This window comes from Paraburkholderia sp. JPY465, from assembly GCF_050436725.1.
Taxonomy (GTDB): domain Bacteria; phylum Pseudomonadota; class Gammaproteobacteria; order Burkholderiales; family Burkholderiaceae; genus Paraburkholderia; species Paraburkholderia youngii.
This window is the reverse complement of the sequence record NZ_JBNDMT010000007.1, coordinates 522,758-537,638: the sequence shown is the minus strand read 5'-3', so window position 1 is coordinate 537,638 and position 14,881 is coordinate 522,758. Positions and strand designations below refer to the sequence as shown.

Below are 14,881 nucleotides of genomic sequence, written 5' to 3'. Positions count from 1 at the left end.
GGGAGCCCGGTCACCGCAAGCGCGTTGGCCGCGAAAATGGGCGACGCAAAACGGTACGGATGCAGTTGCGATTTTGCGGCATCGGTTGGGCTCGTTCCGCGGCAATACAGTACGGGCGGCAAGACCAATCTTCTCAGGATCAGCCGGCGGAGCAACAAAAATGTCAGGCGCCTGCTCGTCCTGCCCGCTCGAGGCGCGGGGAGCGATCCCCAAAACGACGCCGAATAGATTTGGGCAAGCCAACTCGCCATCGAAAAAATCAGGGTTGCAAAGATGGGGTGGATCCAGATTTGGCACATCCATGCCGCTGGGTGGGGGGGCGCGCCCATTCCATTAACGCGCATCTGCATCGTCGGCAAAAGAGAGCCTCACGTGATCCGGAAACTGTCCAAGGAAAAGCACGTTCGGTATGCCGCGTAGCCAACTATGCACTATTTGATGCACTCGTCAGTAAGTTCGCCGCTTTGGTCGCCCCTCGTCGCGGCAATCCGTGGTGTTGCACATCCAACATTGTCGGATATGCAACACAGCAAATCCCACAAATGATATTTGCCGGAAGATCCCGCAAGCGTTTTGGAGGGTAAGTGCCCATCAATCATCCCGATCAGCAATGTGTTGAGATATCTCTCAGGTGTGTCGTGGCGTTGGCTCAACTATTGCATCTGCTGTCGCGGGGAAATTGAAGCTGGAGGTAACGAAGCGTGAACACCACACCAAAGCCTCACGAACCACAGACAAGATCTGCAAAAAATGATCGTCGACATTCTATTGCCGCGTCCACTCAAGGTGCCGCGCTACGCGTTATTAACGAACCGGCGCTCTGGATCATCAGTTCCATTCCGTTCCCTGAGCAGGAAGTTTTTTCCTGCGTTGCTGTGCAATCCGACGAACGATGTATCTCACAAAGAAAGATACAAGGGCTCTGCACAGAATGAAGCTGTGCGGCGAAGTGAGCAGCATGGAGGACCGACATCAACGCGACGGTCAGGACGACCAGCAGAGTTCGTCGCACCTCCTAACCCATGATGTGACTGTTGAATACTTCTGAACTTATGCTGCAGGAGCGTCGAGTGCCGAATCATCCTTCAATTCTTCGGGCGCTTTACCATGGTTTTTATATTGCAGCATACAGTTCGAAACCTGTATCAAGTGAATTGAGTTAAAGTCAAATCTGGTGTATGCGGTCTCGGCGTAATCAGGCGGCTAGCGATTGCTGAGCCGGTGTGCTGTCGGTCACCGGTTCTCCATCCTTGAACGTCATCCCGTCAAGCATCGAAGTGAGCTTTTCCGGGGCGCGGATGCGCCGCCACGATTCTTCGGCCGACTCGATCAGCTTGAACGCCAGCCCGAGGAACGTCGCGCGCGATACACAGTTGCGCGTGCGTTTCGTGCGATGGCGCACCGTCGCAAAGGTCGATTCAATCGGGTTCGTGGTGCGCAGATGCTGCCAGTGTTCAGCCGGGAAATCGTAAAACGCGAGCAGCTCGTCACGATCTTCCGTCAGCTTTTCGGCGACCTTCGGGTACTTTGCCGAGTACGCGTCGACGAAGTGATGGCGGATTCAACCGGTCGATGCAACACAATGAACGCTGCATGAGCGGCGGGAGTGTTGCAAATGAAACAGCGACACCGGATTTACTACAGCGAGAAGCAGAAAGCGCTGATGTGGGAGCGCTGGCGAAAGGGTGAGTCTCTCGAGCATATCGCCCAGCTCTTCGATCGCCACCACTCGTCCGTGCAGCGGATCATCGGCGAAGCCGGTGGAATCCCGCCGGCAAAGCGACATCGTTCGCGGCTGGCGCTAACATTAGCCGAGCGGGAAGAGATATCGAGCGCGCTTGTTGCTGGCGATTCGATCCAGTCAATCGCCAGTCGGCTTGCGCGGGCTCCCTCTACCATCTGCCGCGAGATCAAACGCAACAGTGGGCAGGATGGCTATCGGGCAAGTCACGCCGATCAGCTTGCCTGGGATCGGGCGCAGCGGCCCAAAGTCTGTAAGCTGGTCGAACACCGGATGTTGGCACGCATCGTGGCAGACAAACTTCAACTGGAGTGGTCGCCCGAGCAGATCGCGGGATGGCTCAGGCGCGCGTACCCGGACAACGAGGATTACCACGTGTCACACGAGACCATCTACCGCAGTCTCTTCATCCAGGCCCGTGGTGTCTTGAAGAAGGAATTGCTCGAACATTTGCGGCGTACCCGGGTCATGCGGCGTTCCCGCCATTACACGCAGAAGACGGGCGACCACGGCAGGATCCGCGACACGGTGTCGATCAGCGAACGTCCAGCCACGATCGAGGACCGCGCAGTGCCGGGACATTGGGAGGGTGATCTGCTTTGCGGCAGCGGGAGCAGCCAGATTGCGACGCTCGTCGAGCGCCAGACACGCTATGTGATGCTGGTGAAGATTGCCAGCAAGGACAGCGAGGTGGTTGCCGATGCGCTCATCAAACATGCCTGCAAATTGCCCCAGGAACTCTACAAATCGCTAACCTGGGATCGCGGCACTGAGATGGCCAGCCACAAACGCTTTACTGTTGCCACGGACATTGCCGTCTACTTCTGCGACCCACAACATCCCTGGCAGCGTGGGTCGAACGAGAACACGAATGGACTGTTGAGGCAATACTTCCCGAAAGGTACCGACCTGTCGGTGTATTCACAGACTAGGCTCAATGCTGTGGCGAGACGGCTCAATGAACGTCCGAGGAAGACACTGAATTACGAAACGCCAGCCGAGCGGTTTAACCAAACTATTGCATCGACCGGTTGAATCCGCCGATTGAATGCGGCCAGTGCATCAGCGCGCGTGGCCGCCATCCAGATGTCCTGCATCGCCTTCTTGCCTCGAGCCTGCTGCGATTTCGGCAGCGCATTGAGCACGTTACCCATCTTGTGAAACCAGCAGCGCTGATGCTTCGTCTGCGGGAACACTTCCTCCATCGCGGCCCAGAATCCCATCGCGCCATCGCCGCAGGCCAGCAGTGGCCCCGACGGCAGGCCGCGCTTCTTCAGATCGAGCAGCAGTTCGCTCCACGATGCCTTCGATTCCCGGTAGCCGTCACCGATGGCCACACGTTCCTTCGTCCCGTCCGGTTTGACGCCAATGATCACCAGCAGGCACTGGCCGTCGGAATCGTCGCTGCGCACACCGGTGTGAATGCCGTCGGCCCACCAGTAGACCCAGCGCGCCGACGACAGCTCACGCCGATTCCACTGCTCATGCTCATCGACCCATTGGGCCTTCAGCCGGCTCACGACGTTCGGCGACATGCCGCTGACCTGGCCGCCCAGCATGATGCCCATAGCTTCGCTCATGTCGCCCGTCGAGATGCCTCGCAGGTACAGCCACGGCAGCGCTGCCGACACGCGCGCGGACTTGCGCACGTACGGCGGCACGATCGTCGAATTGAACCGGATGCCCGAGCCCGAACGATCCCGCACCTTCGGCACCTGAACCGTCACCGGACCGATCGCTGTGACGACCTCGCGCTCGGGCAGGTAGCCGTTGCGCACCACGGCACGCCGGCCGTCGATCGACTTCACGTTGCTGTACTGTTCGAGCATGGTCGCCAGTTCCACCTCGACTGCCTGCTGAATGATCTGCCGCGCGCCTTGCTGGATCAGCTCATCTAGCACGCTTTTCGTTTGCGCTTTACTGCTGTTCGCTTCTTGCGTAATCTTCTTCATGGTGGTCGGGTCCGGCCTTCTCGGGTTCGCTGGTTGTGCCTTTGACAAGCAACATTCTCGCTAGACCGCCACCGCCTTCTCAAATTCCCGCCGCTCCCGCTGTACACCAGATTCGACAATAGCTCGTGAATTTCTTGCTGCGAACTTATTGCATATTTCCCTTCTTCACCTGAAATCGCTTGCTTGAGTTCAGGTCGTGATTGTGATTGAGGACGGTTACTTTAACGATGAACAGATCACGCACTGTGTGGTCTCCCACGATTGCTCGCTTGTTTTCCGATGATCCGAAAGCCTTCATTACGAGCGCGATACTGTTTTTTTTGCCAGTGAGCGCTGCGTGGCCGTTTCGGAAGCGTGCCAGGAACTCGCTCTCAGAGGATCGGGAAGAACTGCGGGGCTGGCGCGATATAGCGCCGTTACGCGACGCGGGCGAGTAGTGACGTGCCTGCGCCAGCCGCATCTTTCGCAGTTATAGGTATGGATTTTAATGGTAACCAGTGATCTTGGCCGTTGCATTGGTGACCGCATGAAAATGCGGTTCAATTTAGCAGAGCAAGTGACACGCCCAAGTGAATAGATATCAAAATATTGAATACGTACAGAATGCGAAGAAGATGTGATTTTCAATATTTTAAGATTGCCAGTTAGCCTGTTATCCAACCCAAACGCAATGAACCTTTCGGCGATCATTCCACGGATACTTGCGCGGTCGCCCGCCGAGAGAGCTGCTTTTAGTATAGGGTCGGTTAATTCAAGCACTTAGGCGAGTGAGTGAGGTTTAAATGAAAAAACTATTGGCAGCGGACTACTTTTGTGAAGCGGCACGGCGTTATCCGCAACATATAGCAGCGAGGCATGGCAGCGAGTCGGTAACGTATCGGGAGCTTGATGAGCAGTCCAACCGCATCGCAATGGCGCTGACCGAGCGCTGTGGCCGCGAGGCGCCCGTCATCGGCGTGTTGATGGAGCGAGGAATTGATTTATTGGCTGCGATGCTTGCCGTTTTTAAGATTCGCGGTACCTATATGCCGCTTGATGGCCAGTATCCAGCGGAACGTTTGGATTACATGCTGGAGAAGAGTAAATGCTGCCTGCTGCTGACCGCCCGTAACTGCTTCGAACAGGCGGCATACTTGCAGACAACCAGACCGGAACTAGTGCTTCTTGATATTGAGGAGGCGCAAGAATCGAGCGCAGCCTTTGCCGGGCCCAGAGGCAAAGGTAGTGATCTTGCCTACGTCATTTTCACTTCGGGTACCACCGGTCACCCAAAGGGCGTAATGATTGAACAGCGGAGCTTGATCAATCACTTGCACGCTAAAGTACACGATCTGGAGATCAGTAAAGCTGATCAGGTGGCGCAGACCGCATCGCACTGTTTTGACATTTCTCTGTGGCAGTTTATGGCGGCGCTGCAAGTGGGGGCGTGCACGCGGATCATTAATAGAGACGTCGTATGCGATCCGTCGAGGCTGCTGCTTGAGTTGCGCGAATCCCAAGTATCAGTCATTCAATTTGTGCCGTCGCTACTACGCTCGTTTGTGGCCGAAGTCGAATTGATCGATGCACGCGCGCTGCCGGCGCTGCGCAGGATTTCCACCGTCGGAGAGGCATTGCCGCCCGACGTATGCCGACGCTGGCTGGCGATGTACCCGTCTATTCCCATCCTCAACCATTATGGACCAACCGAATGTGCCGACGGTGTCACGCATGCACTGATCTCTAACTCTCCGGCGGAAGGTCAGGCATTTATGCCGATCGGGAAACCGATAGGCAATCTGGAAATCTATGTGGTCAGGCCAGATGCTGCGGCGCTGACGCTTGTTGCGTCAGGTGACGTAGGCGAACTTTGTGTAGCCGGCGTTGGCGTTGCGCGTGGTTACATTAACGACGACGCGCGTACGGAGCAGGCTTTTGTGGCTAACCCTTTCAGCGATAAGCGCGGATATGATCGATTATACAAGACTGGTGATCTCGTGAGGCTGCGTGAGGATGGCTTGCTGGAGTGTCTCGGAAGAGCAGATCGCCAGGTCAAGCTGCGTGGCTACCGTATTGAGCTTAACGAAGTGGAAGGTTTGTTGGGGTTACATACTGCCGTCGAGGCCGCGGCCGTAGTGGTGCATTATCCCGCTGACAATCGGGTGAAACTGACGGCAAGGGAAACACTGACTAGTCCAGGGGAAGCGGAAAGACTTCCGCGCCTCGTGGCTTTCGTCAAGCTTCGAGAGGAGGTTACACGGAGCGCTTTACGCGAACACATGTCGTGTCAGTTGCCTGACTACATGCTGCCTGATCTTTTCTTCGAGCTGGCGAAATTACCATTAAACGCCAATGGCAAACTTGATTACAACCAATTGCCTTCTCCAGAAAATTTGCGTCCTTTGTCCGATGTGAAATATCTGGAGCCCGCTGACGGTCTTCAGGTTCGGTTGTGCAGGCTCTTAGCCGAGATACTGCATCTAGACCGGCTGGGGCGAAACGACAACTTTTTGCTGATGGGCGGTGACTCGCTGCGCGCCATGCTTGCGATCAACCGTATTCGGAGCGAATTCGCCTGCGAAGTTTCTGTGGTTGAACTGTACCATTGCACAATAGATGAGTTGACCGAACTCCTGGCCGAGAAAGAGGATGGGCATGAGTCGCTCCCCGCCATTGTCGTCAGTCGCCGTGATGAGGGCGGAGAGGCTCCGGCCAGTCACATTCAAAAACACTTATGGTTTTTGTGGAAGCTTGATCCAACAGCATCCAACTATACCTTGCAAACGGCGCTCGAATGCTGCGGAGAGCTTGATCGAGATCGCTTTAGTCGGGCTTGGGATGCGGTGGTGCAGTACTTCGACACACTGCGCATCCGATTCGTCGAAAAGAGCGGCAATCCATATTTGACCTTCGATTCACCGCCGAAGGGTCGTTTGCGCTTTATAGACCTTTGCGGCGACCATCCTGCCTCCAGGTTGGCTGAACTGAAGGCGAGCGAGTTTCAACCGGCCTTTGATCTCGCCGCAGGCACACTGTATCGCGCACTACTAGTACGAGAGAGCTCCGACCGGCATGTTGTCATCTTTACGACGCATGAAATCATTATGGACGCGTGGTCGCTTTCGGTGATGGTGCGCAAACTGCGTGAATTTTACCAGGCGGGAGTCAGTTCAGAGGACGGTCTCAAAGCCGAAATTTCGTTCGCGGATTTCGCTAAATGGGAGTCTGAGCAGTTTCGATCGGACTGCTGGGCGCGACAGCGCTCGTACTGGGCACAACAGCTGTCGGGTGAGTTGCCGGTGCTGACCCTGCCTTCCGATAAGCCTCGTCCGAGGCGGATGCGTTACACCGGTAAGTCACACGCCATACAAATTCCGGCTCTCGCGGCGTCCAGACTTCGCGAACTCGCTGCGGACAATCGCACCACGCTTTTCAGCGTGTTACTGACGACTTTTTACGTTTTATTGAGAGAGTACAGCGGACAGGACGATATCATCGTCGGCACTCCGAATGTAGTACGCGAACAGTCAGGTACGGAACACCTGCTGGGGTTCTTCCTAAACATGTTGCCGCTAAGGGCGAAGATGGATCCTGACAAGTCATTCATCGAACATCTGGCCACGACGCAGCAAACTGTCATCGGTGCTGCCTTCAACGCGGCATATCCATTCAGTCGGATGTTGGAAACAGTTGACGTGGTACGTGGAAGCAATTTTTCTCCCGTATTCCAGGTGATGTTCAACATGTATTCGGAGAAGGCAGAGCTGATTTCTGAGGGGCAGCACGATGTGTCAATTGTCGCACGCGAATTGGAAAACGGTTATACCAAGTACGATCTCACTCTTTACTGTCAGGAAGAGGGGGACGGCATCTATCTGCAGATGTCCGTAAGCGGCTCGTGCCGGCCGTTATAGACGGTGGCTGAGGGCGACATCAAAGTGATGCCCATCATTTCCAATCTGATGGGCACCACTTTGACACAGTCTGCGGAGAAGAAGCCTGGTTCCCGGACGGGACGCCCGAACTACCCACGGGAGCTGCGTGAGCGACTGGCAGCAGCAGCTTGCGAGCCTGGCGTATCAGTCGCGAAGCTGGCCCGGGAGAATGGCATCAACGCGAACATGCTGTTCACCTGGCGGCGGCGATATCTGGCCGATCAGCAAGCTCGATCTGCCGGGCTCATTCCGGTCGTATTGCTCAGCGACACGCCGACGGAGGTCATTGCGTCAGCTCCGGTAGAGCCGCAAGCGCAAGGCGCGAAGTCCGCGTCACCTGTCGGCACGATCGAGATCCGGATCGGTCGTGCGGTGGTTAAAGTGGATGGCCTGGTTGACGCGGATATGCTGCGGATCGTGCTGGGTAGTCTGCGCTCATGATCTCCCTACTGGCAGGCACGCGCATATGGATCGCTGCGGGCGTTACTGATATGCGCTGCGGGTTTCAGGGGTTGGCCGCAAAGGTACAAACAGCTCTTGAGGAGAACCCGCTGGGCGGCAACGTCTACATCTTCCGGGGCCGTCGCGGCGATCTGGTAAAGATTCTCTGGGCAACGGAGGACGGAATCTGGCTGCTCGCGAAGCGGCTTGAACGAGGCCGTTTTATATGGCCCAAGGCCGACGGTGGCAAGGTCCATCTGAGTTCTGCACAACTGTCGATGCTGCTTGAGGGCATCGACTGGCGACAGCCCCGCCGCACCGCCGCATTATCGATGTTGTAAACGGCGAGGCAGACTCGTAAACTACGGCGCATGTCGAACGGCGCCGATCTCCCTGACGATATCGAACTGCTGAAGGCCTTGCTGGTCGAGGCCCGTAGTCTGCTTGCCGAACGCGATGTCGAGATTGAGCAGCTCAAGGCGCAGATCGACAAGCTCAGACGCATGCAGTTCGGTCGCAAGTCCGAGCAGCTGCAGCGGCAAATCGAGACGCTCGAGACTCAACTTGAGGATCTGGCCGCCGGGCGCGGCGTTGTGGATGTGCAGCGTGCGCAGGCCCTCGGTGCAAATGCGTCCACCTCGAACACAACGGCGGACGAAGCGGCTTCCAGGCAAGCGCTTCCCGCGCATCTGCCGCGCGAGGATCATGTGCTCGAGCCTGAATCAAGCTGCCCTGATTGCGGTCAACCAATGCAGGCGCTCGGCGAGGACTCATCCGAACAACTCGCCCGGGTTGCAGCGGCGTTCAAGGTCATTCGCACGATCCGGCGCAAACTGGTTTGCCCGTGCTGCAGCACTATCACGCAGCTGCCGATGCCTGGGCTGCCGATCGAGCGGAGCATCGCCCATCCGAGCTTGCTGGCAGACATCCTCGTCTCGAAGTATGCAGACCACCAGCCGTTGTACCGGCAATCGACGATCGCGGCGCGCAATGGCGTGACGCTTGACCGGGCCAGTATGGGGCGCTGGGTTGGCCAGTGTGAGGCGCTGTGCGCTCCGCTAACAGAGGCGCTGCGCCGCTATACCGTGGCCGCTACCAAGCTGCACGCGGATGACACGCCGATCCCGGTGCTCTCACCGGGCAACAGGAAGACCCGTACCGGCCGGCTATGGGTCTACGTGCGCGACGATCGTCGCTCGGGTTCGGCGCAACCGGCTTCGGTCTGGTTCGCGTACTCGCCGAACCGGCAAGGCATCCATCCTCAAACCCATCTCGCCAGCTTCAAAGGGATTCTGCAAGCGGACGCGTACGCAGGCTTCGACGAATTGTTCCGCGATGGCTCGATACGCGAGGCGGCATGCCATGCCCACGCGAGGAGAAAGTTCTACGACATCCACGTGCGCACGCCGTCGGACACAACACAAAAGGCACTCGAATATATTGGCGGGCTCTACGAAATCGAGGCCTCCATTCGCGGCAGGCCAGCCGCCGAGCGGTTGCGAATACGGCAGGAGAAAGCCAGACCACTGCTTCAAATCTACGAAGCGTGGCTTAGGGCAAAGCTTGAAACGCTGTCGTCGAAGTCCGATACGGCCAAGGCGATCAACTACACGCTGAACCGGTGGAGTGCACTGACGTTGTATTGCGAAGACGGTACGCTCGAGATCGACAACAACATCGCGGAGAACGCGCTGCGTTGTGTAAGCCTGGGTCGGAAAAATTTTTTATTCGCCGGTTCAGACAGCGGCGGCGAACGGGCAGCCGCGATGTACGCATTGATTGGCACTTGCAGACTGAATAACATCGATCCGCGTGCCTACCTCGACTACGTGCTAACCCATATCGCCGGTCACAAAATCAATCGCATCGACGAACTCCTGCCTTGGCGTGTGGCCGACAAGCTGCACACACCAAGCAGTCCGCCAGATCCCTCTACCTGACTGGCAGTTCCAGTCACCATCTTGCCTTACGCGCACGCGAATGGACGAACGGCCCAGCTGAGCCGCTTACAGATGTCCTATTGCACTGAGCTGTTCTCCGACGAGCTCGTTTCCAGAATGCTGCTCAACCTGCAGCAAATTATTCAGATGATCATTGCGGCGCCGGCGGCGCCGCTTGCAGAGCTGGATCTGCGGCACCCAGCTGAAAAGGCTTTTCTTAAGCGTTACAACGGAGGACGGCTCGCTTATACGGGCGCTAGTACACTACGCGAAATGTTCGAAGCGCGTGCCAAAATGTCGCCAGTGGATACTGCTTATTTCTGGGAGCGCGGTCGCATTTCGTACGCGGAGTTGGATACTGCGGCCAACCGTTTTGCTAACAGACTCGCAGCCTCCGGTGTTGGTGCCGGCGACAGGGTGCTGCTTGGCATTGACCGCGGCATTAACGCGTTGATCGTTATTCTAGCTGCGATTAAGCTGCACGCAACCTACTCGGTGATCGGGGCAAATTATCCGATAAGTCGCATACTTGAGATTGCTAAAGATGTCGCCCCCAAGGCCTTCGTTGCCACGCCGTTGCAGCGGGAAGCATTTCGTGACAGAGGGCTAGTTTTACTGCCGTCGGAGAAAGTTGCATGCGGCAATGAGGAAACAGATGCCGCCCCTTCCCCATCTTGTTCGCATGAAGTGCTGCAGATCGTCTACACATCTGGTTCTACGGGAAAACCGAAGGGCGTTGTGGTTCCCGCTACAGCATGCCTAAATCGTTTGCACTGGATGTGGGGGCAATTCCCCTTCCAGGCAGGCGATGCCTGCGTAGTGCAGAAGTCGGCGGCGCTGGTTGCCAGTCAATGGGAAATCTTCGGGCCACTCTTACAAGGCGTTCCTAGTTTGCTGCTGAGTCAGCAAGAACTGCAAGATCCATCCCTGCTGCTATTGCAGCTAGATCGTTACCGGGTAACGCATCTGCTGTGCTCGCCACCGTTGATCACCGGCATTTTGACGGCACAATTGACAGACGGACGGTCGGTTTCAGATTTGCGGCTGGTCACCTCAAGCGCTGAGGCGTTGCCACCGGAGTTGGCTCGGCGCTTTCTCGAGGCTTTCCCGCAGGCCCGTTTGTTCAACTTTTACGGCTCCTCGGAGTGTAGCTCGAACGCCGCTTGGGGGGAGGTGTGCGAAGTGGGCGCTGATGAACGAACTGTCCCGATCGGTAAGCCGGTGGCCAATGTCGGCATAGCCGTCGTAGATGACAGGTTGCGGCCGGTGGTTCAAGGTGCGGTGGGGGAGATCCTGGTGACGGGTGACTGCCTGGCGAATGGCTATCACGACAGCAGGGAGTTGACAGCCGAGCGATTTGTTGCTAATCCGGTGCCAGAGTTACAGCCTTTCGGAACTGTGGCTTATCGCACTGGCGATTTGGGGCGCCACCGCGACGACGGCCGCTTGGAGTTCCTCGGAAGGCGTGACAACCAAATCAAGATCCATGGCTTGCGCGTTGAACTGGATGAGATTTCGCACGTCTTGGGAAAATGTCCTGGGGTCGAGGAGGCCGCGGTGCATTTGCACCGCGCTGCGGATGGCGAGCCGCTGTTGACTGCCTACGTGGTGGGCACGGAGGCGAAGCTGCCGTCAACAGAGGATGGGTTCCGACAAATGCTCCGTCATTCGCTGTTGCCCCATACTATTCCCCGTTCATTTGTTCGCTTGCGGGCTTTGCCTAAGCTGCCGGGCGGTAAACTGGACCGTTCCCGCTTGCCGTTGCCACGGCAAACCGCGGTGGGCGTATTCGCGCCGCTGGTTACCGCGACCGAGCATGCACTGGCCGCGGTTTGGCAGGAAGTGCTTGGTATGTCGACGATTGGTGCGGACGCGCATTTCTTCTCACTGGGTGGTACCTCTATGCTGAGCGTGCGCTGTGTGGCGCGGGCGGCCAGGATGGAAATCCGCTTTTCTGTCAGCGAGTTGTACGATTATCCAGTGTTACGCGAACTGGCTGGGCTGATCGATGCCCGCTCCGGCGAACTGGTGCACCACGATGGCGAAATCGACGGTGGAGTGGAAGTAACGCCTACGATACGCTTCATGAATCGGCGCATGGGTTTAGACGAGCATTTCAACATGTGCGCGATCTGGCAGGACGATAGCTGCCGTTTGGATCCGGCCATATTGGAGTCCGCTATCGTTAGGTTGGCGAAAGACTACCCACTGTTGCGCACCAGGATCTCTCGAGATGACGCGGATCTACGCTTCCATACCGGAGTCGGAGCGTTGCATCTGGAGCGAGTTGCATTGGGCTCGTACTCAGAGCTCGGGGATTGCACGCGAGAGGCATCTGGTATCGCTGAGAAAGCGCAATATGCATTCCGGTTCGATGGTCGTACCTGGATGTCGCGTTTCCAATTGATCGAGGCGGAGGTCGGTGGGCGGCCGCACAGATGGATTTTTATCATAATTCATCATTTCCTGGTCGACGGCTATGGGTTCCGGCTGCTGCTGGACGAAGTAGAACGCTACTATCTGGCGATAGAGCATGACCAAGCACCGGATCCCGCATTCAGTGGCCGCGCGCAGGTGAATCGATGGGTGAAGGCGCTGCGCGAACATGTGAGCGGTTCGTTGGACAGCAACATTGCTTATTGGCGAAGCCGGCCATGGGAACTGCTGCGTGAGGATGGTGCAACAGTCTTCGAGGTTGAGCCAGTCGATAGTGGCGCTGATTCCAGCCGGCGCTTGTTCGAGATGCTCCACACTGGGCAGATGCACAGTGATGCTGCTTTCGAGGCCTTGTGCGCGCACAAGGGGATTCGCTATCTGGATCTGGATGCGGAATCGACAAAGATTCTGCTCGATCTGCATCCGGACCGGCACGGCTTTGACGCGTTCGACGTCATCCTGTGCGCCTTGGCGGAGGTGGCAGGACGGGGCAACCAGCGACGAGGGCTGTTTCTGGACAGCATGGACATGCTGCGCACGCCTATCCTGCCGGGTCAGGATCTGTCGACAGTTATGGGCTTTACCGCGGAACTTGTCCCGCTGGCCATCATTTGTGAGGGGCGACTCAGTGTGGCGGAACGTCTGAAAGCGGTGCGTCGTCAGCGCAATTCGGCACGGATCCATGGCATTGGGCTACGGGCGGCTGCGTATCTGCTGCCGGATGATCAGGCGAAGGCATTGGTGGATTTCGACTGGCCGCGTGTTGTCGTCAACTATCGCGCTGTGTTAGATAATCTTCGTACGCGCATGCTGCTCGGCCTTGCTCAACCGACGATCTGGACGGGTGATGGGATGGGGCCCAACCGTCATCACACGTTGCGGTTAGATATCGATAATGTGGACGGTAAACTTCGTATCCAGATGCATTGTGCGTTGCCTTGCTTTTCCGCAGAGGAGACGAATATGCTGGGACGTCAGTTGCTGCATTGTCTCGCGGCTTATGCCGGATGGCTCAGGGACAATCAGGAAGATGTGGACGCAACAAGCGTGAAGGACGGGGCCACAGTATGAACACGCCAGCAGTTGCGGCATCACGGATGCAGTCAATGGCCCACGATCGACTGTTGCCACTGATCCTGCGGCTGGCTCTTCCGTCCGTCATTGGCGTCACTGTCAGTGCCGCTTATCAGTTGCTCAACGCCTATTTCGTGGGGCGGCTCGGAACAGCAGCACTCGCGGCGATGGCATTGTCGTTCCCATTTGCAATGTGCATCACGGCAATAGGCCAGATCTTCGGTGCAGGGGCCGCCTCGTTGATTGCTCGAAGCCTGGGACGTGCCGACGATCACTCTGCCAACGATTATGCATCGCACGCGTTATCGTCTGCGATGGTAATTGCTGGCATAACGGCTATCGCGGGCTGGCAGTTGGCTCCAACTTTGCTGACATGGCTAGGCGCTGGACCATCGATTTTGCCACTGGCGGTGGCTTATCTTCATTGGCTGCTGTTGGGCTATGTGGCAGTGGTATTCAATATGGTCTGTGGTTTCATCGTGAGAGCGGATGGCAATACCGTGCTCAGCATGACGACCCAAGTTTCATCCTTCGCAATGAACGCGGCACTCGACCCGGTGATGATTTTCTGGTTCGGGCTGGGCATCGAAGGGGCTGGCATCGCAACGTTTCTGGCCCAGTTGTGCGGCTTAACTTTGTATTGGCGACATTTCGCGGGCAGGCACGGAGCCATCGTCTTATCGTGGCCATCGGTGGGACGCTGCGGGTGCCGGCTGGCGAGCATCGCCCGCATCGGCATTCCGCCAGCGCTCAATACGCTGCTCGCGGTAGCGGCCATGTCCATGCTCAATGGGTTCGCTGCTCGCTACGGTGAGGCATCGGTGGCGGCGATAGGTTTGGCCAGCCGCTTGGCGATGCTGGCAGCACTTCCGCTGTATGGACTGTGCAGCGGGGCGCAGTCGGTTGTTGGGTTTAATGTCGGCGCAGGTAACTGGACACGGGTGGCGCAAGCGGTTCGGGCTATGGTTGCCGTCGCGCTAACGTTCGCCGGAGTCTATGCCGGCTGGGTCGTGTGGCAAGCGAGAACCATCATCGGCTGGTTTGCGCACGAGTCGGCGACGATAGAGATTGGCAGCCGCGCGATCTTGCTATTCCATTGTGCGTTGCCGGTGTTAGGGGTGCAACAGGTGTGCCTGCTTTTCATGCAGGCCAAGGGCAACGCAGTCTGGGCAACGCTTGTAGCGGTACTGCGGCATGGCTTGTTTCTGATGCCCCTGATGGCCTTGCTGCAGCACGCTTATGGGCAAGACGGCCTTTTGTTCTCGGTAGCGGCTGCCGATATGGCAGCGGGTCTTATCGCTATGGTTATTCTATACAGTGAAATGCGGCAGATCGACAAGGCCTCCCGGCTCTGTCAGGTTAATGGAATGGGGCCGTAGAATG

Annotated in this window: 7 protein-coding genes and 3 pseudogenes; 8 read left to right on the top strand and 2 right to left on the bottom strand. The window is 57.2% G+C overall.

Annotated elements, in window-relative coordinates:
• Positions 1-6: 6 nt before the first annotated feature.
• Positions 7-192, top strand: a pseudogene (locus QFZ94_RS43160) (transposase); the annotation flags it as partial.
• 1,003 nt (positions 193-1,195) lie between these two features.
• Here QFZ94_RS43160 and QFZ94_RS43155 read toward each other — a convergent pair.
• Positions 1,196-1,549, bottom strand: a pseudogene (locus QFZ94_RS43155) (transposase); the annotation flags it as partial.
• A 66-nt stretch (positions 1,550-1,615) separates the two neighbouring features.
• Here QFZ94_RS43155 and QFZ94_RS43150 point away from each other — a divergent pair.
• A complete protein-coding gene (locus QFZ94_RS43150; protein WP_429455971.1) occupies positions 1,616-2,776 on the top strand; it encodes an IS30 family transposase in 1,161 nt (386 codons plus the stop codon).
• Here the strand turns inward: QFZ94_RS43150 and QFZ94_RS43145 are convergent.
• Positions 2,773-3,693: pseudogene (locus QFZ94_RS43145) on the bottom strand (IS256 family transposase); the annotation flags it as partial. The gene QFZ94_RS43150 and the pseudogene QFZ94_RS43145 overlap by 4 nt on opposite strands.
• Positions 3,694-4,475: 782 nt before the next feature.
• On the opposite strand from QFZ94_RS43145, the gene QFZ94_RS43140 reads away from it, so the two are divergent.
• From QFZ94_RS43140 to QFZ94_RS43115, 6 genes are all read left to right on the top strand, one after another.
• Positions 4,476-7,586 (top strand): amino acid adenylation domain-containing protein, encoded by a 3,111-nt coding sequence (locus QFZ94_RS43140; protein ID WP_429464097.1) that lies wholly within the window; start codon positions 4,476-4,478, stop codon positions 7,584-7,586.
• A gap of 3 nt (positions 7,587-7,589) precedes the next feature.
• Complete coding sequence (gene tnpA, locus QFZ94_RS43135; RefSeq protein ID WP_429459834.1) at positions 7,590-8,048, top strand: IS66-like element accessory protein TnpA; 459 nt, start codon at positions 7,590-7,592, stop codon at positions 8,046-8,048.
• Positions 8,045-8,389, top strand: coding sequence for an IS66 family insertion sequence element accessory protein TnpB (tnpB, locus tag QFZ94_RS43130; protein ID WP_429463999.1), 345 nt, complete (start codon positions 8,045-8,047; stop codon positions 8,387-8,389). Before tnpA ends, tnpB begins: the two co-directional genes overlap by 4 nt.
• A 30-nt stretch (positions 8,390-8,419) precedes the next feature.
• Complete coding sequence (tnpC, locus tag QFZ94_RS43125; RefSeq protein WP_429461527.1) at positions 8,420-9,988, top strand: IS66 family transposase; 1,569 nt, start codon at positions 8,420-8,422, stop codon at positions 9,986-9,988.
• 117 nt (positions 9,989-10,105) lie between these two features.
• Positions 10,106-13,495, top strand: a complete 3,390-nt coding sequence (locus QFZ94_RS43120) for an amino acid adenylation domain-containing protein (protein WP_429464095.1) — start codon at positions 10,106-10,108, stop codon at positions 13,493-13,495.
• On the top strand, positions 13,492-14,877 hold the full coding sequence (locus tag QFZ94_RS43115) for an MATE family efflux transporter (protein ID WP_429464093.1): 1,386 nt from the start codon (positions 13,492-13,494) through the stop codon (positions 14,875-14,877). Before QFZ94_RS43120 ends, QFZ94_RS43115 begins: the two co-directional genes overlap by 4 nt.
• Positions 14,878-14,881: the final 4 nt, after the last annotated feature.

What these genes read in the sequence shown, in the direction of transcription:
- QFZ94_RS43140 (WP_429464097.1), top strand. Translation starts at nt 4,476, where the DNA reads ATGAAAAAACTATTGGCAGCGGACTACTTTTGTGAAGCGGCACGGCGT.
- QFZ94_RS43115 (WP_429464093.1), top strand. Translation starts at nt 13,492, where the DNA reads ATGAACACGCCAGCAGTTGCGGCATCACGGATGCAGTCAATGGCCCAC.
- QFZ94_RS43120 (WP_429464095.1), top strand. Translation starts at nt 10,106, where the DNA reads ATGCTGCTCAACCTGCAGCAAATTATTCAGATGATCATTGCGGCGCCG.
- QFZ94_RS43150 (WP_429455971.1), top strand. Translation starts at nt 1,616, where the DNA reads ATGAAACAGCGACACCGGATTTACTACAGCGAGAAGCAGAAAGCGCTG.
- tnpC (WP_429461527.1), top strand. Translation starts at nt 8,420, where the DNA reads ATGTCGAACGGCGCCGATCTCCCTGACGATATCGAACTGCTGAAGGCC.
- tnpB (WP_429463999.1), top strand. Translation starts at nt 8,045, where the DNA reads ATGATCTCCCTACTGGCAGGCACGCGCATATGGATCGCTGCGGGCGTT.